The 22,510-nt window shown below is 30.7% G+C and carries 19 protein-coding genes; 11 read left to right on the top strand and 8 right to left on the bottom strand.

All coding sequences use genetic code 11. The annotated features are described in order from the left end of the window. The 6 genes from VCM48_RS15510 to VCM48_RS15485 form a co-directional block, all read right to left on the bottom strand. Entirely contained in the window at nucleotides 1-2,919 is a 2,919-nt protein-coding gene (locus VCM48_RS15510) for a sensor histidine kinase (protein ID WP_482271101.1), read from the bottom strand. A 480-nt stretch (nucleotides 2,920-3,399) separates the two neighbouring features. Then, nucleotides 3,400-3,906, bottom strand: a complete 507-nt coding sequence (locus VCM48_RS15505; protein ID WP_482271100.1) for a hypothetical protein — start codon at nucleotides 3,904-3,906, stop codon at nucleotides 3,400-3,402. Between the two features lie 86 nt (nucleotides 3,907-3,992). Then, nucleotides 3,993-5,300 carry a hypothetical protein gene (locus tag VCM48_RS15500; RefSeq protein WP_482271099.1) on the bottom strand — a complete coding sequence of 436 codons (1,308 nt, stop codon included), beginning with the start codon at nucleotides 5,298-5,300 and terminating at the stop codon, nucleotides 3,993-3,995. 86 nt (nucleotides 5,301-5,386) lie between these two features. Continuing rightward, nucleotides 5,387-7,549, bottom strand: a complete 2,163-nt coding sequence (locus VCM48_RS15495; protein WP_274640530.1) for a choice-of-anchor D domain-containing protein — start codon at nucleotides 7,547-7,549, stop codon at nucleotides 5,387-5,389. 266 nt (nucleotides 7,550-7,815) lie between these two features. Next, nucleotides 7,816-9,723, bottom strand: coding sequence for a molecular chaperone DnaK (gene dnaK / locus VCM48_RS15490; protein WP_482271098.1), 1,908 nt, complete (start codon nucleotides 9,721-9,723; stop codon nucleotides 7,816-7,818). A gap of 136 nt (nucleotides 9,724-9,859) precedes the next feature. Beyond that, nucleotides 9,860-10,465 (bottom strand): NUDIX hydrolase, encoded by a 606-nt coding sequence (locus VCM48_RS15485; protein WP_482271097.1) that lies wholly within the window; start codon nucleotides 10,463-10,465, stop codon nucleotides 9,860-9,862. A gap of 7 nt (nucleotides 10,466-10,472) precedes the next feature. On the opposite strand from VCM48_RS15485, the gene pyrE reads away from it, so the two are divergent. Together pyrE and VCM48_RS15475 are read left to right on the top strand one after the other, a co-directional pair. Next, nucleotides 10,473-11,123, top strand: coding sequence for an orotate phosphoribosyltransferase (pyrE, locus tag VCM48_RS15480; RefSeq protein ID WP_274640533.1), 651 nt, complete (start codon nucleotides 10,473-10,475; stop codon nucleotides 11,121-11,123). Between the two features lie 10 nt (nucleotides 11,124-11,133). Beyond that, nucleotides 11,134-11,523 (top strand): SRPBCC family protein, encoded by a 390-nt coding sequence (locus VCM48_RS15475; protein WP_274640534.1) that lies wholly within the window; start codon nucleotides 11,134-11,136, stop codon nucleotides 11,521-11,523. Here VCM48_RS15475 and VCM48_RS15470 read toward each other — a convergent pair. Next, nucleotides 11,518-12,255, bottom strand: coding sequence for a biotin--[acetyl-CoA-carboxylase] ligase (locus VCM48_RS15470; protein WP_482271096.1), 738 nt, complete (start codon nucleotides 12,253-12,255; stop codon nucleotides 11,518-11,520). The genes VCM48_RS15475 and VCM48_RS15470 overlap by 6 nt on opposite strands. Nucleotides 12,256-12,341: 86 nt before the next feature. Here VCM48_RS15470 and rsfS point away from each other — a divergent pair, with 86 nt between their 5' ends. Genes rsfS through VCM48_RS15440 form a run of 6 tightly spaced genes read left to right on the top strand, consistent with a single transcriptional unit; the run spans nucleotide 12,342 to nucleotide 16,984 of the window. Next, nucleotides 12,342-12,710, top strand: a complete 369-nt coding sequence (rsfS, locus tag VCM48_RS15465) for a ribosome silencing factor (protein WP_047789323.1) — start codon at nucleotides 12,342-12,344, stop codon at nucleotides 12,708-12,710. Between the two features lie 25 nt (nucleotides 12,711-12,735). Beyond that, nucleotides 12,736-14,661 (top strand): ATP-dependent zinc metalloprotease FtsH, encoded by a 1,926-nt coding sequence (gene ftsH, locus VCM48_RS15460; protein ID WP_274640536.1) that lies wholly within the window; start codon nucleotides 12,736-12,738, stop codon nucleotides 14,659-14,661. Nucleotides 14,662-14,671: 10 nt separating this feature from the next. After that, nucleotides 14,672-15,262, top strand: a complete 591-nt coding sequence (locus VCM48_RS15455) for a hypothetical protein (protein WP_274640537.1) — start codon at nucleotides 14,672-14,674, stop codon at nucleotides 15,260-15,262. Between the two features lie 3 nt (nucleotides 15,263-15,265). Next, nucleotides 15,266-16,060 (top strand): phosphatidate cytidylyltransferase, encoded by a 795-nt coding sequence (locus VCM48_RS15450; protein WP_482271095.1) that lies wholly within the window; start codon nucleotides 15,266-15,268, stop codon nucleotides 16,058-16,060. A 28-nt stretch (nucleotides 16,061-16,088) separates the two neighbouring features. Further along, nucleotides 16,089-16,346: an acyl-CoA-binding protein gene (locus VCM48_RS15445; RefSeq protein ID WP_274640539.1), complete on the top strand. Its 258-nt coding sequence runs from the start codon at nucleotides 16,089-16,091 to the stop codon at nucleotides 16,344-16,346. A gap of 5 nt (nucleotides 16,347-16,351) precedes the next feature. Further along, nucleotides 16,352-16,984, top strand: a complete 633-nt coding sequence (locus VCM48_RS15440) for a YceI family protein (RefSeq protein ID WP_440122165.1) — start codon at nucleotides 16,352-16,354, stop codon at nucleotides 16,982-16,984. A 54-nt stretch (nucleotides 16,985-17,038) separates the two neighbouring features. On the opposite strand, the gene VCM48_RS15435 is transcribed toward VCM48_RS15440, so the two are convergent. Then, the gene (locus VCM48_RS15435) at nucleotides 17,039-18,577 is read right to left on the bottom strand and encodes a peptide MFS transporter (RefSeq protein WP_482271094.1); all 1,539 of its coding nucleotides are present in this window, start codon (nucleotides 18,575-18,577) and stop codon (nucleotides 17,039-17,041) included. 198 nt (nucleotides 18,578-18,775) lie between these two features. On the opposite strand from VCM48_RS15435, the gene VCM48_RS15430 reads away from it, so the two are divergent. From VCM48_RS15430 to VCM48_RS15420, 3 genes are read left to right on the top strand one after another with little or no spacing between them, the layout of a single operon-like run. Next, nucleotides 18,776-19,462, top strand: a complete 687-nt coding sequence (locus tag VCM48_RS15430) for a TetR/AcrR family transcriptional regulator (RefSeq protein ID WP_440122167.1) — start codon at nucleotides 18,776-18,778, stop codon at nucleotides 19,460-19,462. Beyond that, a complete protein-coding gene (locus VCM48_RS15425; protein WP_482271093.1) occupies nucleotides 19,446-21,116 on the top strand; it encodes a peptidase domain-containing ABC transporter in 1,671 nt (556 codons plus the stop codon). The genes VCM48_RS15430 and VCM48_RS15425 overlap by 17 nt, the downstream gene beginning before the upstream one ends. Nucleotides 21,117-21,122: 6 nt before the next feature. After that, nucleotides 21,123-22,484 carry an HlyD family secretion protein gene (locus VCM48_RS15420; RefSeq protein WP_482271092.1) on the top strand — a complete coding sequence of 454 codons (1,362 nt, stop codon included), beginning with the start codon at nucleotides 21,123-21,125 and terminating at the stop codon, nucleotides 22,482-22,484. Nucleotides 22,485-22,510: the final 26 nt, after the last annotated feature.

Genomic DNA, 22,510 nt, shown 5'->3' with positions numbered 1-22,510 from the left:
TTAAATTCTTTTAATTTTTAGTGTTACTACCGTTCCTATAGCCTTATTATTTTCTTCAACTTTATCAGTAAACTCAACTGAAATATCAAACAACTTTTCTTTCTTGTATAATGAAACTCTCTCATGAGTGGCGTTCACTGCAAAAGATTTATGTCCTTGTCTTTTCTTATTGATTTCAGATGATTTTTCTCTTCCTATACCGTCATCTTCTATAGTTACAATTAACACATTACTTCTATTTTTTTTAACTGTTATCCATAAATTTCCTTGTTCTTTTTTATGAACAAGTCCGTGTTTTATGGCATTTTCTACAAACGGTTGTAAAAATAACGGTGGTACTTCAAATTGATCTTTATTGATGTTCTTATCTACGAAGAAATGAACTTTAAATTTATTCTCAAATCGTAATTGCTCTAACGCTATATAAATTTCAAGTGAATTGAGTTCTTCTTTAAGCGATATTACATTAACCCTACTATGATTTAAATACATTCTAATCAAGCGAGAAAATTTAACCAAGTAATCGCTTGCTAAATATTTCTCGTTCTTCATTACATAGTCTTGAATTGCTCCTAAAGAATTAAATATGAAATGAGGATTCATTTGTGAGCGTAAGTTCTCTAATCGTAACTTACTTATTCTACTATCTAAGATCACTTTTTCTAATTCTCGCTCTCCTTCTTTTTCTTTCCATTGCAATTTAATTCGGTAATATATTACTACCGCTAAAACTGATACGAAAAACACAGCTGCAATGAACCACCAATTCTCCCAAAAAGGCTTTTGAACAATAATTTTGACACCTTCACTTTCTTTCCCTATACTTCCATCTAAACTTTTGGTTCTAAGTAAAAACTCATATTTTCCAGATGGAATTCCAATATACCTAACAACATCATCATTCAATTCAGATGTTTGCCATTCGGTGTTGAAGCCTAAAAGCTTATATTGAAAAACATTTTTGCTACTAGCTTTAAATCCGTTTGCATTAAAATTAAATGTTATATCATTGGTTTTATAAGGTAGTTCATACTTTGTTTTTATTTCTTGTTCGTTACCTCCAATTTTAACATTACTTATATAAGCCAATGGAACCGTTTTAGAGTCGTCCATTAAATCTGGAATAGATACATCTATTCTACATAAAAAATTGTTTCCAGGTATCCATAAATGATTATTTTGAACAACTGGATGTTTAAACTTAATAGCACTTTTATCAGTTAAATTGATTGTTTTTATCAATTTTTTATCTGTATCATATCGCTGTACCCCTTTTTCAGTAACAATCCATAGGAAATTATCCTTTCCTAAAATTCCTTTTATTTGAGATTGCAACAATCCTGTTGAATACGTAATACTGTCGGTTACTTTTCCTGCTTCTAACCCTAAGATTTTATCTCTTGTAGTTGCCCATATTTTACTATTACTAGTTTGAGTGTATTCAGAAAAAATAATAGGTTTGCCTTGGTAACCTATAGGAATAGTTTGTAGTTTCTTATTATAAACTACCGTTCCGTCAATATAAGTTAGATAAATAAGTTTGTTTTTAGAATCGTAATGAGTGCTAATAGGTCTTTTACTCTCTAAAACTATGTGTTCTTTATTTTTTGACAGATGCGTATAAATAATAGCATGTCGATACGATAAGCACACCAACGAATCTTTGCTGATTTGAGCAAAACCTTTAGCAGTAGTAAACTGACTTCCTACATTCGTTACTCCTTTACTCTTTAGGTCATAAATATAACTACTCGTACCGTTGGTACTTACATAAGCTCTATTGAGTATTTCATCGTATTTTATTCTATTTACCGGTCGTTGATTCGATAAATTCGTAATTGTATAATCGTTATTTTGTGTATTATAATCAATCAAATTACCATTTTGTGTTCCTAACAACAAACGTTTTTTTGCTACAGCTTCTATTGAGATAATGTCTTCTTTTACTTCTAAAAAACTCTTTTTTGTTATCCCTAAACTTGGCACTACAAAAACACCATTCTGAAGTGTTGTTAACCAATAATTATTTTCATTGTCTTGTAAAACATCGGTTATATGATAATCTTCAAAAATCTGTTCAGTATTATTAACTTTTGTTTTTTCAGAAGTTCTATAAATTCCATTTGATGTTAACAACCAGTTTTCTTGAAATTTCTTTGTATTGTATACCTGAGTTTTCTGAAAACTATTTGGAAGTTTTATAGAACTAATTTCTCTCGTATGAATATTGATTGAAAATGCTTTTGAGACATTACTTTCTAATTTAACAACAATCTCATCAAACCACTGAAACATCTGAAAATTTCCTTTATTTAAAGAAAACTTTTTTTTATTAAATTTTACTTTTTTAAAAACTGATCCCCCATCTTCTTCATAAACATGAGTAATGGTATTTGTTTCTTTTAAGTTATAGTAAAAAAAACCGTTTTCAGATTTTGCTATTTTAGAAACTTCAGCATTTAAATCTTTTTTTACCGCCCCTGTTTTTTTGTCTATCTGAAAACTCTTCCTCTGAGATATAAAAAAGATATCGTTATTCAAAACCATTAAATGAGCAAAAGTTCCTTTTAACTCATCAGAAAAGTCTTTAAAAAGCTGTAACTCTTTATTTACAACTTTATAAATATGTCCTGAAATTGTAGAACACCATACTTGTCCCTCTTCATCAATTTGTAAATTGAATATACTTTTAGTAGTTGCTATCGGATTTTTTACCTTAATAAACCTTTTACCGCTATAGTAAAACAAGCCTTGTTCTGCACCAACCCAAACAAGGTTATCTTTATCTTGAATAATATTAAAATTAGCCAGAGAAGCTAGACCATCATCCGAAGTAAATTGCGTATAAAAAGGCTCTTGTGAAAAAACATTTTCAAAGAAAAGAAATACGAAAACAAATATGCAAAAAGTTTTTTTCACAAGTTTAATATTACTTTAAAAAGGCGGCTATGCAATAATACGCAAAACGCCACCTTTATTGACAACTGTTCTTAGTTTAAAATTCATTAATTAACTCCTATTATAATCAATTTATAACCATTGAATGACTTTTCAATACTAACTTTTTTTAACCAATAAAATTTACCTCTAAAAATTAATGGTATAAATAGAAATTTATGAACCGTATGAGTGTGTCTTTTTTTTATTATCCTTTTTTTAAAATAAAGTTTCATTGTTCTAAACAACATAATTAAGTATAAGAAACTCTAGAATAACTTCCTTCTACAACTTCATCATCACCTGATTATATATCTGAAAATAAATCAATTGTTGATTCAGTAAATTCATTTATTTTTAATTTCCTTTTTTTAGCTGAGTTTACAGTCGACTTCAGTAATAAAATTAATAATAGAACTATATTTATTATACTTTTAAATTCTCATAGTAATTATTATTTCTTTAATCTTCTGTGTATGCCCCACTATATTCTCCTTTAAATACAACACCATCAAGTCTTTTATATAAATATCTTAATTTGATATTGTCCTCAGTTAGTTCAACAACTTTAACATATCCTTCTGTAGCTTTTTTACTGTCAACATTATTTGACCTTAAGAGTTGAGAACTATTTACTACTCCTAAATAATAATGAGACTCAGGTATTTCTACAAAGTAGTCTACATCCATTGAAATATCAGTTTGTTTAATTCCTTCAAACTCCATTTTGGCACCAGAACCTAATGGTAGTTGGGTTAATTGATTTTTTGTTAATGAATGTAATAGTAATGCAATATCTCCCTGAAAATCATAGCTTACATTTACTAGTTGAATTCCATATTCATCCTGCCCAAAACTCATAGTATTATTATAAATTTCTTGTACTTGGGCTTGTTCTTCTTCAGAACAAGAGGTTAATCCTATTAGAAATAAGAATACTACCATTAATAATTTGTTTATTTTTTTCATTTTGTTTATTTAGTTAAACTTGTTGTATTTTTTGAGAAAACTCTGTCAATTGGTGTGAGTTTTATGACACAAGTAAGTTGTTAATTTTATTTTATATCACATTTACAATAACCTCCATAAGGTGCTCCTCCAGTTCGGCTAATTCCATTAAAATAAACTTCTCCGTATTTTCCGCCTCCTGTATAATCTCTTCGTAAAATAAACTGTTGTAACATACACTTTCCATCAGAATTTTCCTGAACTACAACACCTACTACCCATTGGTACAAAGGAACTCCTGTTACTTTATGCTTTACTGTTGACCATCTATTCGAAGTAACATATTGTCTTAAGTTCTTCATACTTGTTTTGCTGTAATAAGCATTTAAACCTTTGGTAGCAACTCCTATCAAGCTACTGTTTAAGTTACCTTTAGTTGGCATTTTTACTTTAGTTAATGCATCTCTTTCCGAATCTTTACGTAATTCTTCAAAAAGACCAAAGGTTGTTTTTTCAGTTAACTCAACATTTTTATAATATTTCTTAATTTTTTCTGGGTCTTTAGCAGCAATCACAAACTGTTTTGGTTGTGCATTATTCATCCACTTGTGACCTTCATTGTCGTTTTTGTGATATACTTCAGCTCCAATTAACAATACACCTCGCTCTAATAAAAGTACATTTGCATTGGTCCATTCAGGTCCGCCTCCCATTCCAAATTGAAACTGAATATTTCCTTTATCGGCAGATTTTCTATAATTTTCTGGTACTACTCCGTATCTTTTTTGATCTGGAGTAAAAAACGCGCTTAACTGATATGTTGTTGGATCATATTCTATAGAAAAACCTTCATAAATATCTCCTGGGTTACTATCAAAATGACTTGATGGATTTCTAACAAAGTATTGTGATAAATGGTAGTAACCAGACAGTTCCATCTTATCAGAAAAACCACCATCATAAGCAGGTAACTTTTTAAACTTTGTTCTGTTTAATACATAAATTTGATTGTCTTTAAATTTATCATTTTCACTACTTTCTATAGGTGAAGGAATTTCACTCACAACCGTTCCTTTACTATTTTCTTTAGCTAACAAAGCTTTTTTTTCCGCTGCTTGTTTTTGTTGATATTCTTTATACTTTTTAAAATAAAAATCTTGCTTTTGTTTATCGTTAGGATATTTTTTAGCTAGTTCTTTTTTAAACTCTTCGTCTGAATACTCATTTGTATTAGATGTTGAATTAGTATCTGAACTTGTAGTTGATTTTTCTATTGATGAAGAAGCTTTCTCTTCTATTTTTTTTGTTACTTTTTGCTTAGCTTTTTTTAACATGTTACCAAACTGAGCATTAGCTGTTTGATGAAACAAAAAACTAGCGAAGAATAAACAAACTAATATTGTATATTTTTTCATTTCTATTATTGTTTTTATACTGCTAGAAGCTACCTGCTTTTTACACAGGTAACTTTCTTGAATTACTATTTAAAAGAAAATGTTTTTTATTGACATGCAACTGTACTCCAAGAAGCTCCAGATGGCTTAGCCCATTGATTTGCTGTGGTATTCGGTGGATTTAAAGGGTCAAACCCAGCATCATGTTGAATACAAGTTAAGTTAGAGTTCCAATCTGCAACCATGTAAAGAAAATTTACATTATTACCATTTGCAACATTTAAGCTTGATAAGTTGTTATATCTAGCATGTAAACTATTAACTTTTGGATTGCTAGAAATATCTATACTTGTTAAATTGTTGTTGTAAACAACCAAAGTTCTTAAATCTGGATACATAGATACATCTAACGAACTAATTTGATTATGCTCTAAGTATAAAGTTTTTAAACTATTTGCAGTTGTTGGTAATACTAGTGTTGAGATATTATTATCTCCACACTGAAAGTTCCCTAAACTTGAGTGGTTTGTTAAATCGATTGAACTTATATTGTTCTGCTGAATTAATACAGTTTGTAAAGCTGTATTAGCTGAAAGATCTAAAGCTGTTAAACTATTTCCTCTCAAGGTTAATCTTGTTATTGCTGTATTCTGACTTAAATCTATACTTGTTAACGAATTATTCATAGCATGAAACTCTGTAATATTCACAAAAGCCTCTACACCTGTAACATCTGAAATACTTAACCCATCAACACGAATTAAACCTGAGTATGTCTGAGCTTCTGACACTTGAATTTCACTATCTCCATTAGTATTAATAGCGTTATTAGCAACTAAAGCCGTTTTAAAATTAGCATCTGGTATATTTACAATAGTACCTGTTGCGGCTTGCAACCCCTTCCCATTAATAATAATAGCATAACTCGGTTTTGTAGGATCATTACTTTCTACAACTATCATTGCCTGCTTTTGTCCTTCAGATTGTGGTGTAAAACGTGCTGTTACCTCATAAAAGCTATTAGGAGCAATTGTTTGTGGTGCAGATACATTTACCAAAGTAAAGTTATTAGCATTGGCTCCGCTCATTCTAATATTACTTACCTCTAAATTTCCTTGACCATTATTCTGAATAGCAAAAGTTAAATCATTTCCAGAGTTCCCTACAGTAACATCACCAAAGTTCAATCCTGTTTCACTAAAAGCAATTGCAGGTTGTGCTGGCGCTGTTCCTGTTCCATTCATTGGTAAAAACACTTCATTTTCACTAGAGTTATTAAAAAATCTAATAGATGCTGAAGCAAATCCTTGTGAACTTGGCGTGAACTTAACTTCAAAAGTATATGTATCACCTGGAGCAATAGTTCTTATTAATGAACTTGTTCCTCCTATTACTGTAAAAGATGATGATGAACTACCTCCTATAATATTCACATTAGTAATCTCTAAATCTGTATTTCCTGTATTAGAAACTGTAATATTTTTAGATAAGTCTTCACCTACTTCAACATTCCCAAAACTTATAGGTGATTCACTAAACTCTATAACTGACATAGGTGTTGCTGTAGCTTTACCGCTTAAGGCAATGGCTTTAACACCTGCATTAGTTGTCACCTCTAAACTTGCTGTTTTTTCTCCTACATTGGTTGGCTCAAATACTACCGTAATGGTTTTAGTTTCTCCTGCAGCTAAAGTTTCTGTTGTTGCTGAAGTTGAAAAGTTAGCAGCATTGGTCCCTTTTATTTCAAAGCCTGTAATTTCTAAGTCTGCATCTCCACTATTAGTTATAGTAAACGTAGCGTCTTTTGTTTGATTAATCTCTACGTTTCCAAAAACCAAAGCCGTTTCACTTAAATCAACACCTGGTAATGGTTTTGGTTTTGCAATTCCTGTTACTTTTACTTCTTTTTTCCCAATATTAGTCGTAATTTCTAAGATAGCCTTTTTTTCTCCTTCTGTTAAAGGAGCAAAGGTAATTTCAAAAGTATACGATTCTTCCTTTTTAATTACTTTTGGTACTGCACTAGTTGAAAAATCAGCAGCATTTGTTCCTTTTAATACAAATTCATCTATTTCTAAATCTGAACCTCCCTCATTTGTTACTTTAAACGAATAGTTAATAGTTTGTTCTACTTCTACTGCTCCAAAATCCTTTTCTATATCAGTAATAGAAAACTCTGCTGGAATAATTTCTTCATCCTTATCACAACTTGTGATACTTACAAGTACAAAAAGAATAGCACTTGCATACATGTTAATTTTTTTTCTCATGTGTGTTTATTTTTCTGATTTATTTTTTGTGCTTCCTTATAGTTATAAAGCACTTCTCCCTTATATTGGAAGTAAAATTACACACAGGATACCTCTTACAGTGAAAAAACTGCTGAAGTGATTTTATCTTTTTCTAAAACACTTTTTTTTTTTTCTAAAACACCTAATATCTATTTAAAAGCAAAAAAGCCCGTCAAATGACGAGCTTTTTTACATCTATAGTCCTAATAAAACTTGTAATGCTTTTTAGGATAATACAATCAAATTTATTTTACTTCTTCAAAATCTACATCTTCTACATTATCTCCTCCTTCAGCTGAAGCTCCTGCATCTGCACTTCCTTGCGCACCAGCTCCATTTGCTTGTGCATCTTGTTGTGCTTTATACATCTCTTCAGAAGCAACTTTCCAAGCCTCGTTAATCTTTTCCATTGCAGCATCGATAGCAGCAAGGTCTTTAGATTCGTGTGCTTTCTTTAACTCTTCTAAAGCAGCCTCGATTGGTTCTTTCTTATCTGCTGATAATTTATCACCAAACTCTTTTAATTGCTTTTCAGTTTGGAAAATCATAGAATCTGCTCCGTTAATTTTATCTGCAGTTTCTTTAGCCTTTGCATCTGCATCTGCATTTGCTTCTGCATCTGCTTTCATCTTTTGAATTTCTTCATCTGTTAATCCAGAAGAAGCTTCGATACGGATGTTTTGAGATTTACCTGTTGCTTTATCCGCTGCAGATACGTTGATGATTCCGTTTGCATCAATATCAAAAGTTACTTCAATTTGAGGAACTCCTCTTGGTGCTGGTGGAATATCTGTTAATTGGAAACGACCAATTGTTTTGTTGTCTGCTGCCATCGCTCTTTCACCTTGTAATACGTGAATATCTACCGATGGTTGGTTATCTACTGCCGTAGAGAATACTTGTGATTTTTTAGTTGGAATGGTTGTATTTGCATCGATTAACTTTGTAAATACATTACCCATTGTTTCAATTCCTAATGATAACGGTGTTACGTCTAATAATAATACGTCTTTTACATCACCTGTTAACACTCCTCCTTGAATTGCTGCTCCTAAAGACACAACCTCGTCTGGGTTTACACCTTTACTTGGTGCTTTACCAAAGAACTTCTCAACTGCTTCTTGGATTGCTGGAATACGAGTTGAACCTCCTACTAAGATAATCTCATCAATATCAGAAGTTGATAAATCAGCATTTTTTAACGCTGTTTGACAAGGCTCAATAGTTCTCTTTACTAAATCATCAATTAACTGCTCAAACTTAGCTCTACTTAACGTTCTTACCAAGTGTTTTGGTCCACTAGCTGTAGCAGTGATATATGGTAAGTTAATTTCTGTAGAAGTTGTACTTGATAATTCAATCTTAGCTTTTTCAGCAGCTTCTTTTAAACGTTGTAACGCCATAGGATCTTTACGTAAATCCATGTTTTCTTCAGCATTAAACTCATCTGCTAACCAGTTAATGATTTTTTCATCTACATCATCACCTCCTAAGTGCGTATCTCCATCAGTAGCTAATACTTCAAATACTCCATCTCCTAATTCTAGGATAGAAACATCATGTGTACCTCCACCAAAGTCAAATACTACGATCTTCTTATCTTCACTTGCTTTATCTAATCCATAAGCTAATGCTGCTGCAGTAGGTTCGTTGATGATACGACGAACTTTTAATCCAGCAATCTCACCTGCTTCTTTTGTAGCCTGACGCTGTGCATCGTTAAAGTATGCAGGCACTGTAATTACAGCTTCAGAAACTCCCTGACCTAAATAGTCTTCAGCAGTTTTTTTCATTTTCTGTAATATCATCGCAGAAATTTCTTGAGGCGTATACATACGATCATCAATCTTTACTCTTGGTGTATCGTTGTCTCCTTTTACAACATCGTAAGGAACTCTATCTGCTTCTTTTTGAGACTCAGAATATTTATTTCCCATAAAACGTTTAATAGAATAAACTGTTTTAGTTGGGTTAGTTACTGCTTGACGTTTTGCAGGATCACCTACTTTACGCTCACCTCCTTCAACAAACGCTACAATAGAAGGAGTTGTTCTTTTTCCTTCAGCATTTGGAATTACTACCGGCTCATTTCCTTCCATTACAGACACACATGAGTTCGTAGTACCTAAATCTATACCTATAATTTTACTCATAATCTTTATTTATCTTTTTTAAAGTTTTAAATTCAATTTTACGAGTAGTATTAGTCAAAGTGTATGCCAATGGTTTTTTGCTTGTATTTTGACAGAGAAAAGTATAAAACAAGTCATTTTTTATGACAGAGTGTCATTAATCGACATTGTTTAAATAAGATTCGTACACCATTATTATATTAGCAAATGTATTCTGAAACGCTTTTTCTCTTTCTTTTTCACCTTTAAACTCAACTTTAGTTATACCTTCTTCTAATTGAGGTGTTAAATCTCCTTCATAACTAGAAAACATTAAATACCAATGTGTTTGTTTTAATCGATATTCATTTTGTTGCATGAATAAATGATAGGTAATAAGTAGCTTTTGGTTAATTATTAGTTTTTCTATACCACATTCTTCTTCAACTTCTCTTATGGCTGCTTCTTCTAAATTTTCTCCTTCTTCAACACGTCCTTTAGGTAAATCCCATTTATTTCCTCTGTAAATAAATAGTATTTTTTTGCTTTTATTTAGAACTAATCCTCCAGCTGCTGTAATTACCTTAAACTTAACTTTAAAATCTAACCAATCTTCTGATAAGTTATTAGAATAGATATAAACACCTTTTAACTTACCCGCTTTTAACTTGTAAATAAGTTCTTCAATAATTGTATTTTTGTAGATATAAACTAAAAAATCTTCTTCATTTTTAAGTGAAGTTGTAAAGATTATTGGTTTATCATTAACAAAAACTTTATACATTTGCGCTATGGATTTTAACAAAGATACAGCAAAAAAAACTGCCGAGCTTCTTTTGCAAATTAAGGCTATAAAATTAAGTCCCAAAGAACCTTTCACATGGGCTTCTGGCTGGAAATCACCTATTTATTGTGACAACAGAATTACATTATCGTACCCTCCTGTTAGAAATTTTTTAAAACAAGAAATTGCTAAACTAGTAGAAGAAAAACATGGTAAACCTGATGTAATTGCAGGAGTTGCTACTGGTGCTATAGCAATTGGTATATTAGTTGCGCAAGAGCTAGGTGTGCCTTTTGTTTATGTTAGACCTGAACCTAAAAAACATGGTAGACAAAACCAAATTGAAGGCCACATAGAAAGTGGACAAAATGTTGTAGTAATTGAGGATTTAATTAGTACTGGTAAAAGTAGTTTAAATGCCGTGAAAGCATTGAAAGAAGCACATGCCAATGTAAAAGGAATGATTGCTATTTTTTCTTACGGTTTTAATATAGCTACAGAGAATTTTAAAAATGATAAAGTAGAACTTACTACTTTAAGTAATTATGAACATTTATTAGAGCAAGCTTTAGATAGTAAGTATATTACTAGTGAAGAACTTCGAACTTTAGAAGATTGGAGAATTGCTCCTAGTGAATGGAATAAAAACGATAAATAACAGCACAATAATGAATATAGAAGGAAATACAGTTACTGTAAAAAAATCATCTAAAGATTTATTTGAATTTCTAACCAAATTAGAAAATTTTGAACAACTAATGCCTGAAAACACTCAAAAATTTGAAGTTGATGGTGATAGTTTTATTTTTGGTTTAAAAGGTATGCCAGAAATTCGTTTAATAATGAAAGAAAAAACTGAGTATTCTAATGTTACTTTAGGTGCCGCAAGTAGCAAATTACCTTTTACATTAGCTGCTGACATTGCTGATATTAGTGATAATGAAAGCCAAGTTACTTTAAAGTTTAATGGTGAGTTTAATGCTATGATGGCAATGATGGTAAAAGCTCCATTAACGAAGTTTATTGGAACTCTAACTGAAAATTTAGAAAAGTTATAAAGTAGCAAACGAAACCTCTTTCAAGCCAAATTCTTGAATTGTTTCGTTTTCTAATTCTATTTGGAGGCTTCCACTTTTTGAAACTCCAATAATTTTACCCATAAATAAAATGTTCTGACTGTTTTTAAACATTGTTGGAACATTTTTTTTGTATAAAAACTTTAAGTAAGCTTCTTCTAATAATTCATATTCATTTTTTTCTAAAAGCCTAAAGTAACCTTCTAGCTTTTTCAAAATACTTCCTAACAATATATCCAAATCAAATTCTTTTCCTAAGATATTTTTTACAGAAGAAGCATTCGGTAAGTTTTTAGAAAATGAATCTTGATTTACATTTATTCCAATTCCTATTACAGACGACACTATCTTACTACCTTTTAATGTATTTTCAATTAGTATGCCTCCAAGTTTTTTATTTCCTGACAGAATGTCGTTAGGCCATTTTATTGCCAAGTTTGGTAACCCCAACTCTTTTAAAGCCTCAAAAACACTTAATGAAACACTAAAGTTTAAATACTTATGTTTTTCAACATCTAAGTCTGTAAACCTAGAAAACACACTAAACGTAAGGTTTTTTCCTTCTTCAACAACCCATTCAGAATTCATTTGTCCTCTACCCTTAGTTTGGGTTTTAGCAACTACAACTGTAAAATCATCAGCTACCACTTTTGACACCATATTCTTCAAAAAGGTGTTGGTAGAGTCGATGGCATTAAGTTTGATTATTTTCATGTAGATTTAGCGTGTAAAACAAGTATCAATATTACATAAATTACTCGCAAAAAAATAATAACTTTGCTAAAACTTAATTTTTTTTAATGACAATAAAACAAACAAACACAGACGATCTTTTAGCTGTGATTATTAAAGGGATTGATGATGTAAAAGGAGAAGATATCCAATTACTAGATTTAAGGGAGATAGAAAACACTGTTTGTGATTATTTTGTAGTTTGTTCTGCTAACTCGAACACACAAGTTAATGCCATTTCGGGCTCTGTACAAAAAATAGTAAGTAAAGAACTAAAAGATAAACCTTGGCATATTGAAGGACAAGGAAACTCAGAATGGGTTCTTATGGATTACGTAAACGTTGTTGTACACATCTTTCAAAAACAAGTTCGTGAATTTTACGACATTGAAAGTCTTTGGGGTGATGCTAAAATTACAGAAATCAACCCAGCATAATTGCTAACATTTTATACACCTTTTTATGAGTGATAATAAAAAAAACGCGCCAAAATTTAGTTTCAGCTCATTTTGGCTATACATACCAATAATAGTTATCTTACTAGGGTTAAGCTTTTTTAACTCTGGAAACTTAGGTTCTCGTAATATTACAAAAAACGAGTTCACTAAAATTCTTCAAGCAAACGACATTAATGAAATTGTTGTAGAAAACAATAATGTTGCACAAATTTTCTTAAAGCCTGAAGCTTTAAAAAAAGAAGAACATAAAAAATTAGCAGATTCTCCTTTTTATAGAAAAGGGTCGCCTCTTTACACATATAACTTTGGTGATTTACAAAACTTTGAAAACGAAATCAACAAGGAAAAAGAAGAAAAGAACCTAGATTTTGACAAAGTAAATGTAGAAAGAACTAGTATGATGGATACCATCATTAGCTTCCTTCCTTTTATTTTATTAATTGTTATTTGGCTTTTCTTCATGAGAAGAATGTCTGGAGCTGCTGGAGGTGGTGGTGCTGGAGGTCAAATTTTTAACATTGGTAAATCCAAAGCTAAACTTTTTGACGAAAATACTAAGGTTAAAACTACCTTTAAAAATGTAGCTGGTTTAGAAGGTGCTAAAGAAGAAGTTCAAGAAATTGTTGACTTCTTAAAAAGTCCAGAAAAATATACCAAATTAGGTGGTAAAATACCTAAAGGAGCTTTATTAGTAGGACCTCCTGGTACTGGTAAAACTTTATTAGCAAAAGCGGTTGCTGGTGAAGCTGGTGTACCTTTCTTCTCTTTATCTGGTTCAGATTTTGTTGAAATGTTTGTTGGAGTTGGTGCTTCTCGTGTACGTGACTTGTTTAAACAGGCACAACAAAAATCTCCTTCTATCATTTTTATTGATGAAATTGACGCTATTGGACGTGCTAGAGGTAAAAATAGTATGACTGGTGGTAATGATGAACGTGAGAACACATTAAACCAATTATTAACAGAAATGGATGGTTTTGGTACTGATACTAATGTTATTGTATTAGCTGCAACCAACCGTGCTGATGTATTAGATAAAGCTTTGATGCGTGCTGGTCGTTTTGATCGTCAAATCTATGTTGACTTACCTGATTTACATGAACGTAGAGAAATTTTTGAAGTTCATATTAAGCCTTTAAAATTAGCTGCTAATGCCGATTTAGAATTCTTAGCACAACAAACACCAGGTTTTTCTGGTGCAGATATTGCTAACTTATGTAATGAAGCTGCCTTAATCGCTGCCAGAAAAGGTAAAGATGCTATTGAACATCAAGATTTCTTAGATGCTGTTGATAGAATTGTAGGTGGATTAGAAAAGAAAAATAAAGTGATTACTCCTAAAGAAAAGAAAGTAATTGCTTTTCATGAAGCAGGTCACGCAACTGTTAGTTGGATGTTAGAGCATGCTGCTCCTTTAGTTAAAGTAACTATTGTTCCTCGTGGTCAATCCTTAGGAGCCGCTTGGTATCTTCCTGAGGAAAGGAAAATTGTTCAAACAGAACAAATGCTTGATGAAATGTGTGCTACTATGGGAGGTAGAGCTGCTGAGAAGTTAATTTTCAATAAAATTTCAACTGGAGCGTTAAGTGATTTAGAAAAGGTTACTAAACAGGCTCGAGCTATGGTTACTGTTTATGGTTTAAATGACAAAGTAGGTAATGTTACGTATTACGATTCATCAGGTAATGATGCCTTTGTGAAACCTTATAGTGATGCCACTGCTAAAAAGATTGATGAAGAAATTTCTGAAATAATAGAAACTCAATACAAAAGAGCTATTGAAATACTTGACCAAAACAGAGATAAGTTAACAGAACTTGCTGATTTATTACTGGAAAAAGAAGTTATCTTTAAAGATGATTTAATAAAAATCTTTGGAGACAGACCTTTTGGAAAGGAAGAGAAACCTCAAATTACAACAGAAGAATAGTTTTATTTTAATGAATTTTTTCAAAAAATTATTTAAAACATATCAAGAATCATCTAAAGAAAAAAAAGTCAACGAACAAGAAGTTCATTTGTCTTTAGATGATTCTTTTGTTCATCATTTTATTAATAAAGGAGGAAAGTTTTTATACTGTACATCAATAAACGAGGTTAGTAAAAATTTAAAGAACATCTTACAAGAAAATAACTGGCGCAAAATTACTTGCACCGATTTTGATTTATTAAAGATTACCGAGAAAATTGATATTTCTGTACAAAACCATTCCTCAGAATCTGTACCTTTTTTTACCTCTTGTGAACATTTAATTGCCGATAAAGGAGAAATTTTATTTTCTTCTAATCAATTAGGCAGCCACAAACTAGCGTCTCTCTCAAAACATTTTATTGTTTATGCTACCACTAGTCAGTTAGTAAAAAATACAGGAGAAGGATTAACAGGTATTAAAACACATTTTAGCGGCAACATACCAACCAATATTAGTTCTATTAAGAATTATACGTTTGAAATTGAAGATGATAATTTTTTGAGTTATGGTAATAATAACACAAAAGATTTATATTTGCTGCTCTTTGAAGACCTTTAAAATATGTCTAACCTTTTTGTAAGAAGTCTTTCTGCACTTGTTTATGCTATTCTATTTATTTCTGCTATTCTTTTTTCAGCAGAAACATATATAGGATTACTTGCTCTGTTTGCTGCTGTTTGTATTTGGGAACTTTCTAAAATTATACAAACAAAAAACGTTGTTCCATATATACTTTTAGCAAGTGTTGTTTATTTAACTTTTCAAAATACAGTATTTAAGTATACTGATTATTTATTTGGCACTACTATAATTGGATCTGTCATTTTACTTTATTTACTTTTAAGTTCTAAATCTATTAAAACAAATACTTTAGCTAAAAAACTATTTTTACAAGTTATATATTTAGTATTACCATTTTACTTCTTAATGAACCTTCCTTTCATAAGTGGTTCTTATCACCCCAACATAGTCATCTATATAATTTTTATTATTTGGACTAACGATAGCTTTGCTTTTTTAGTAGGTAAAAACTTTGGAAAACGTAAATTATTTGAGAAAGTATCTCCTAAAAAAACGATTGAAGGTTTTGTAGGCGGTTTATTATTTTCAATAATTGCAGGTTTTACTATTGGTCAATACTCTGGAATCTTTTCTATTTTAGATTGGATAATCATTGCTATTATAGTTGCTATTTTTGGTTCTTTAGGAGATTTAGTAGAGTCTAAACTTAAAAGACAAGCTAAAGTAAAAGATAGTGGTACAATTATGCCAGGTCATGGAGGCTTATTAGATAGGCTAGATAGCTTGTTTTTCCTTGCACCCTTCGTATATTTGTATATACATTACATAATGTAAACTATCTACATAAATAACTATCCACCCCATGGAAAATGATTTAGATTTAAAGTTTAAAGAAGCTTATAAAATAGCATCTGATTTAGAGGAAAAACTACCTCCTGATGTTATGCTACGCCTATATGCTTACTATAAACAAGCAGTAAAGGGAGATAGGTTTACATTTAATGACAATAGTGACTTACGAAATGCCTTTAAATTTAATGCTTGGATGCAACTTAGGGGTATGAGTGAACGAGAAGCTAAAAAAGAATACATTAAATTAGTAAATTCAATCATAAAATAAATCTCATGAAAAAAATCGTTTATTCTTTAGTTATCTGTTTTACAGTTTTTCAAATGACATCTTGTAAATCAGAGGCAAAAAAAGAAACAGAAACTACAAAGGAAGAAGTTAAAGTAGAAAAGAAAGCTGCATTTGTTTTACAAGATGCTGACAACTTAATAAACTGGACAGCTTATAAAACTACCGAAAAGGTACCTGTAAATGGACAGTTCCAAAAAGTAAATATTACTGCTGGTGGTGAAGCTGAGACAGCTAAAGAAGCTATCAACAATGCTGAATTTTCTATTCCTGTAAGTAGTATTTTTACAAAAGATACTAGTAGAGACTTTAAAATTAAAAAGTTTTTCTTCGGAGTTATGGACAACACTGAATTACTTTCTGGTAAATTAGTTTTAGAAAATGATTCTATTGGTCACGCTAATTTAACTATGAATGGTGTTACTAAAAAACTTCCTTTTAAATACACTCTAAATGGAAAAGAGTTTAGCTTAAATGCAACTATGAAAATTACCGATTGGCAAGCTGAAAACGCTTTAGATTCTTTAAATACCGCTTGTAAAGATTTACACAAAGGGGCTGATGGAGTTTCAAAAACTTGGGATGAAGTAGCTTTAAACATTACATCTGTTTTTAAATAAAACAGATTAAAATATATTTTAAAGCCTCAGAATAATTTCTGAGGCTTTTTATTTTTAATGTACTTCAAACATCCATTTTCTTACTGGTTTGTAAAAAGCAATTACTAACAAACCTATGATTGCTGAAATAACTCCTAGATTAGCATATACAGAAACATACGAATATAATTGATGAAAAATCTCAGACTGCTCCATAACTGTTTTCGATGATAAACCAGTAAACAATTCTGTTACCTTTCCAAAAAAGCCTTTAGAAAACACTCCTAAACTACCATTGACAACTGTAGTCAATTTAGCTATTTTTCCTGCAAAAAAATGACCATAAAAGTTTGCTGAAAACCATACTCCCATAATAAAAGCAATATATTTTACAGGTGATAACTCTGTCATTTTAGACAAACCTATGGGAGACAAAAACAACTCTCCAGTAGTTAGTATAAAATATCCTAAAATTAAATATACCATTGGGGTTTTAGCTAAATCGTCAACTTGATAACCTGACAATCCAAAAGTTATAAAACCTACCCCCAAAAACAACAAGCCTAATCCAAATTTTACAACAGAATTTGGATTTCTATGTATTTTATGTAAATAACCCCAAAGTATAGAAAAAGGGATTGCCATTAGAATTATAAAAGTTGAATTGATGCTATTGGTTTGAGCTGCATTTAATCCTATTAGGTTTACATTTCTATCAGCAAACAAAGTCAATGAACTACCTGCCTGTTCAAAAATTGCTGCAAACAAAGTATATAAAACAGTAAAAAAAATGGCTACAGAAAGTTTTTTTCGCTCTTTCGAAGTCACATTTCGTAAGATCTTGATTAAAAACAATATCAGAAATAAAGAAACAATCCAAACCAAATAATGCTCAAACTCATGGTAATAAACTATTAATGCAAATACTGGTACGGACAAAACTGCTCCAATTGTTACTAAATCTCCTTTTTTTATTCCAAATTGTTTTTCTTCAAATAATTCTTGATTTGGAACTAAACCTTTATTTTCAAAAACATTTCTTTTAAGACCTCCTTTAAAAACAACCAATCCTAACAACATACCAATTCCTGCCAAAACAAATCCGTAGTGCCAACCATATAATTCTGCCAACCACGCACATAATAGTGGAGCAACTGCTCCTCCTATATTTATCCCCATATAAAAAATAGTAAATCCAGCATCTCTCCTACTATCTCCTTCAGTATATAACTTACCCACAAATGAAGATATATTTGGTTTGAAAAAACCGTTTCCAACAATAATTAAGGATAATGATCCATAAAAAAATACTGGATGTTCAAAAGTTAAAAAGAAATGTCCTAGTGCCATCAATACCCCTCCTAAAACAATTGCTTTTCTAAATCCTAAAATTTTGTCAGCTAGCATTCCTCCAATCATTGGAGTTACATATACTAACGACATATATGCAGCGTACACTCCGAATGACATTTCATCAGAAAATAATAAATGTTTGGTCATGTATAATACCAACAATGCCCGCATTCCATAAAAAGAAAAACGCTCCCATAATTCAGCAAAAAATAAATACAGTAATCCTCTTGGATGTCCTAAAACATCTGTTCTTGAATTCATATGTTTAATAATTTTTAAGTTTTTACGAATATATTTTTCAACTTAAAAAAACAGAAGACATGTAGTTAATTGTAGTAAAAAATAAGCTTTTGTGAGTTTTTGTAACCGATTTAAAGGCTAAAAATTAACATCTTATTAATATCTTTAAACGCTTTTATGATAGTTTTACTATTATATTTGCACTATTAATTTTTATTTATGAAAAATTTACTATCAAATTTAAAAATAGAAATCCCTTCAGGAATATATATAAAAGACCCAGAGACCTCTGATTTGGGTAAAAGAATAATAGAGAATAGTATTATACTCATTGAAGAAATTGGTTTTGAAAGTTTCAACTTTAAAAAACTTGGTAAAGTAATAGGCTCAAACGAAAGCTCTATATATCGTTACTTTGAAAGTAAACATAAACTCTTAGTTTACTTAACTTCTTGGTATTGGGGGTGGATTCAATATTTATTAGTAATAGAAACTTACAGTATTAGTAACCCAAAAGATAAATTAATTAAAGCGATTGAGGTTCTGGCTAGAAAAGCCGAGAAAGACAATAACTTTTCACATATTAATGAGGCCTTACTTAACTTAATAGTAATTAACGAAAACTCAAAATCGTACTCTACTAAAGAAGTAGATACTGAAAATAAAGAAGGATTTTTTAAATTGTACAAAGAAGTAGTAAAACGTTTTGCTGAAATAATTAGTAATTATAACAGTTCTTACAAACATCCATTAACACTTGCAAGCACTATAATTGAAGGAATTTTACATCAGCAATTTGTAAAATCACATTTTAAGTCACTAACCAATTGTGATGAAAGCACAACTACTACCTCCTTTTTTATTGAACTAACTTTAAACGTACTTTCTAATGAAAGAGAAAAATAAACTAACTCCGTGGCAACGATTTCTAGGATTAATAAACCTAGAGAAAAAAGACACGCTACAAATAGCATATTATGCCATTTTTGAAGGTATTGTTGCTTTATCATTACCCTTAGGTGTACAAGCCATTATAAACTTATTACAAGCAGCACAGGTTTCTGCTTCTTGGATTGTTTTAGTTATACTAGTAACTGCTGGTGTTGCCTTTAGTGGAATTTTAAAACTAATGCAGTTTAGGATTATTGAAACTATTCAGCAGAGAATTTTTACCAGAGCATCAATAGAGCTTAGTTATCGTTTTCCTAAAATTAAGATGATTGAACTAAGAAACTATTATCCTCCTGAACTTGCCAATCGTTTTTTTGATACACTAACCATTCAAAAAGGTATTTCAAAAATATTAATTGATGCACCTTCTGCCCTATTGCAAATTGTTTTTGCCTTATTACTTCTTTCGTTTTATCATCCGTTTTTTATCATTTTCGGATTGTTAGTTTTACTATTAATCTACGTTGTTTTTAAGTATACAGCAAAAAAAGGATTAGAAACGAGCTTAAAGGAGTCAAAAAACAAGTATAAAGTAGCCCATTGGCTACAAGAAATTGCAAGAACTATCATAAGTTTTAAATTATCTGGAAAAACAAAATTAGCCCTTGAAAAAAGTGATATCCTGGTAGATGATTACTTAAAATCAAGAGAGAGTCACTTTAAAGTACTCGTTATGCAGTATATTCAAATGATTAGTTTTAAAGTAATTATTACCGCAGGTCTATTACTTATAGGAGGTTTTTTAGTGCTCACACAACAAATGAATATTGGTCAATTTGTAGCTGCAGAGATTATTATCATTTTAATTATGAATTCTGTAGAAAAATTAATTCTAGGGCTTGAATCTTTTTACGATGTATTAACATCTATAGAAAAATTAGGAGAAGTTATTGATAAACCAATAGAACCGCAAGAAGGTAGTAGCGTTAACAGAGACAAACCTTTTAAAATTGAACTTCAAGACGTTTCCTATGTTGTTAACAACCGACCAAAACCAGTAATTAACAATGTTTCATTTGAAATAAACCCTAACGATAGGGTTTTAATCCAAGGAAGTAGTAACTCTGGAAAATCTAGTTTAATACAATTAATCTCTGGTTTAATTGAACCAACATATGGAGATATTTTTGTAAACGATTTATCATTAAAAGGTATTATTACTAATAATTATAGAGCTAACTTAGGGTTGTCTCTTTCTGAAGAAACTCCTTTTGAAGGAACTATTAGAGAAAATATAACCTTTGGAGATTCATCTATCACTGACGAGGAAATATACAGTATTTTTAAAATTACAGGACTAACAGAGTTTCTAAAACAACAACCTAAAGGTTTAGACACTTATTTAAAACCTGAAGGGAAACTCATTGCTTATACAGTAGCTAAAAAAATTATTCTTTCTAGAGCAATCATTAAAAAACCAAAACTTCTCATTTTGGAAGATCCTCTTGATTTGTTTGAAAAAGATGAAGCTGAAAAGATAATTGATTTCATTACTGATGTTTCTCAACCATGGAGTTTAATTATTGTAAGCCGTAATGAACACTGGAAAAAGAAGTGCAACAAACAAATTACCCTTGAAAAAGGTAGTATAACTAACTTTAAATCCTAGGTAATCATGTTAAATATATCAAAAAACACCGTTTCAGATCAAATAGATATCACAAAATTCAAATCTGGAAAAGACATTTTTACAAAAGAGTACCACAAATTATTTAAAAGATTTTTACTAGTCTTTTCTGTTATCTTGGTTGTTATCTTATTTTTACCTTGGACTCAAAATGTATCCAGTGAAGGACATGTTACTACGTTAAAACCTAATCAACGTCCACAAACACTACAATCTCAAATACCTGGACGTATAGAAGAATGGTTTGTACAAGAGGGAGATTTTGTAAAGAAAGGAGATACTATTTTAAGAATTTCAGAAATAAAAAGTGGCTATTTTGACACTAAACTTGCTGAAAGAACTGGTAAACAGTTAAACTCTAAAACACTATCTGCCAAAGCATATAACAATAAAATTAGTGCTCTACAAAATCAAATTATTGCTATTAAAAAAGAGAGAAAACTTAAATTAGAGCAAGCAAAAAACAAATTAAAACAAGCTTATTTAAAGACTAAAAGTGATAGTATTGATTTTGAAGCTATTAAAATAAAACAAAAAATAGCTCAAACTCAGTTTGATAGAACTGTTACCTTAGAAAAAGAAGGCTTAAAAGCTGTAAAAGATGTTGAAGAAAAAAGAGCGAAACTTCAAGAGTTATCAGCTAAATTAATTTCTCAAGAAAATAAATTCTTTACTTCTAAAAATAATATTATCAATGCACAATTAGCTATTAGTAGTACACAAGCTTCTTATGCTGATAAATTGTCTAAAACAGAAAGTAGCTTGTATAGCGCGCAATCTGGTGCTTATGAAGCAGAAGTTCAAGTTTCAAAACTAGAAACTAGCTTAGCTAATTATAGCAAACGAAGCTCTTTATTATTCATTACTGCTCCACAAGATGGATATATTAATAAAGCTATAAAGTCTGGTATTGGTGAAACTTTTAAAGAAGGTGAGCAATTAGTAAATATTATGCCTGCTGACTACGATTTGGCTGTTGAAATGTATATACAACCCATAGATTTACCGCTGATACACATTGGTGAAGAAGTTCGCGTTCAGTTTGATGGTTGGCCTGCTATGGTATTTAGCGGGTGGCCTAATGTATCGTATGGAACTTACGGTGCCAAAATTGTAGCTATCGAAAATTTTATTAGTAGCAATGGGAAGTATCGTGTTTTAATTGTTCCAAATAACGAGCAAGAGCCTTGGCCAAAAGCTATTAGAGTAGGTTCTGGTGCAAAAACTATTGCCTTATTGGAAAATGTACCTATATGGTTTGAGTTATGGAGACAGATTAACAGCTTCCCTCCTAACTTCTACCAACCAAAAAATAAAGAGAGTGGTAAAGGCTCAAAAAAAGAAGCCTAAGAATCACTCAATAAAACAATAAAAAG

This window comes from Tenacibaculum sp. DPLXC6 (assembly GCF_056815515.1).
This window is presented reverse-complemented; position numbering and strand designations above follow the sequence as displayed.

Excerpts from the sequence above, each read along its gene's own strand:
- dnaK (WP_482271098.1), bottom strand. The coding sequence starts at position 9,723 with ATGAGTAAAATTATAGGTATAGATTTAGGTACTACGAACTCATGTGTG.
- pyrE (WP_274640533.1), top strand. The coding sequence starts at position 10,473 with ATGGATTTTAACAAAGATACAGCAAAAAAAACTGCCGAGCTTCTTTTG.
- VCM48_RS15450 (WP_482271095.1), top strand. The coding sequence starts at position 15,266 with ATGTCTAACCTTTTTGTAAGAAGTCTTTCTGCACTTGTTTATGCTATT.
- VCM48_RS15445 (WP_274640539.1), top strand. The coding sequence starts at position 16,089 with ATGGAAAATGATTTAGATTTAAAGTTTAAAGAAGCTTATAAAATAGCA.
- VCM48_RS15475 (WP_274640534.1), top strand. The coding sequence starts at position 11,134 with ATGAATATAGAAGGAAATACAGTTACTGTAAAAAAATCATCTAAAGAT.
- VCM48_RS15505 (WP_482271100.1), bottom strand. The coding sequence starts at position 3,906 with ATGAAAAAAATAAACAAATTATTAATGGTAGTATTCTTATTTCTAATA.
- VCM48_RS15425 (WP_482271093.1), top strand. The coding sequence starts at position 19,446 with ATGAAAGAGAAAAATAAACTAACTCCGTGGCAACGATTTCTAGGATTA.
- rsfS (WP_047789323.1), top strand. The coding sequence starts at position 12,342 with ATGACAATAAAACAAACAAACACAGACGATCTTTTAGCTGTGATTATT.
- VCM48_RS15485 (WP_482271097.1), bottom strand. The coding sequence starts at position 10,465 with ATGTATAAAGTTTTTGTTAATGATAAACCAATAATCTTTACAACTTCA.
- VCM48_RS15470 (WP_482271096.1), bottom strand. The coding sequence starts at position 12,255 with ATGAAAATAATCAAACTTAATGCCATCGACTCTACCAACACCTTTTTG.
- VCM48_RS15440 (WP_440122165.1), top strand. The coding sequence starts at position 16,352 with ATGAAAAAAATCGTTTATTCTTTAGTTATCTGTTTTACAGTTTTTCAA.
- VCM48_RS15435 (WP_482271094.1), bottom strand. The coding sequence starts at position 18,577 with ATGAATTCAAGAACAGATGTTTTAGGACATCCAAGAGGATTACTGTAT.
- VCM48_RS15500 (WP_482271099.1), bottom strand. The coding sequence starts at position 5,300 with ATGAAAAAATATACAATATTAGTTTGTTTATTCTTCGCTAGTTTTTTG.
- VCM48_RS15495 (WP_274640530.1), bottom strand. The coding sequence starts at position 7,549 with ATGAGAAAAAAAATTAACATGTATGCAAGTGCTATTCTTTTTGTACTT.
- VCM48_RS15420 (WP_482271092.1), top strand. The coding sequence starts at position 21,123 with ATGTTAAATATATCAAAAAACACCGTTTCAGATCAAATAGATATCACA.
- ftsH (WP_274640536.1), top strand. The coding sequence starts at position 12,736 with ATGAGTGATAATAAAAAAAACGCGCCAAAATTTAGTTTCAGCTCATTT.
- VCM48_RS15430 (WP_440122167.1), top strand. The coding sequence starts at position 18,776 with ATGAAAAATTTACTATCAAATTTAAAAATAGAAATCCCTTCAGGAATA.
- VCM48_RS15455 (WP_274640537.1), top strand. The coding sequence starts at position 14,672 with ATGAATTTTTTCAAAAAATTATTTAAAACATATCAAGAATCATCTAAA.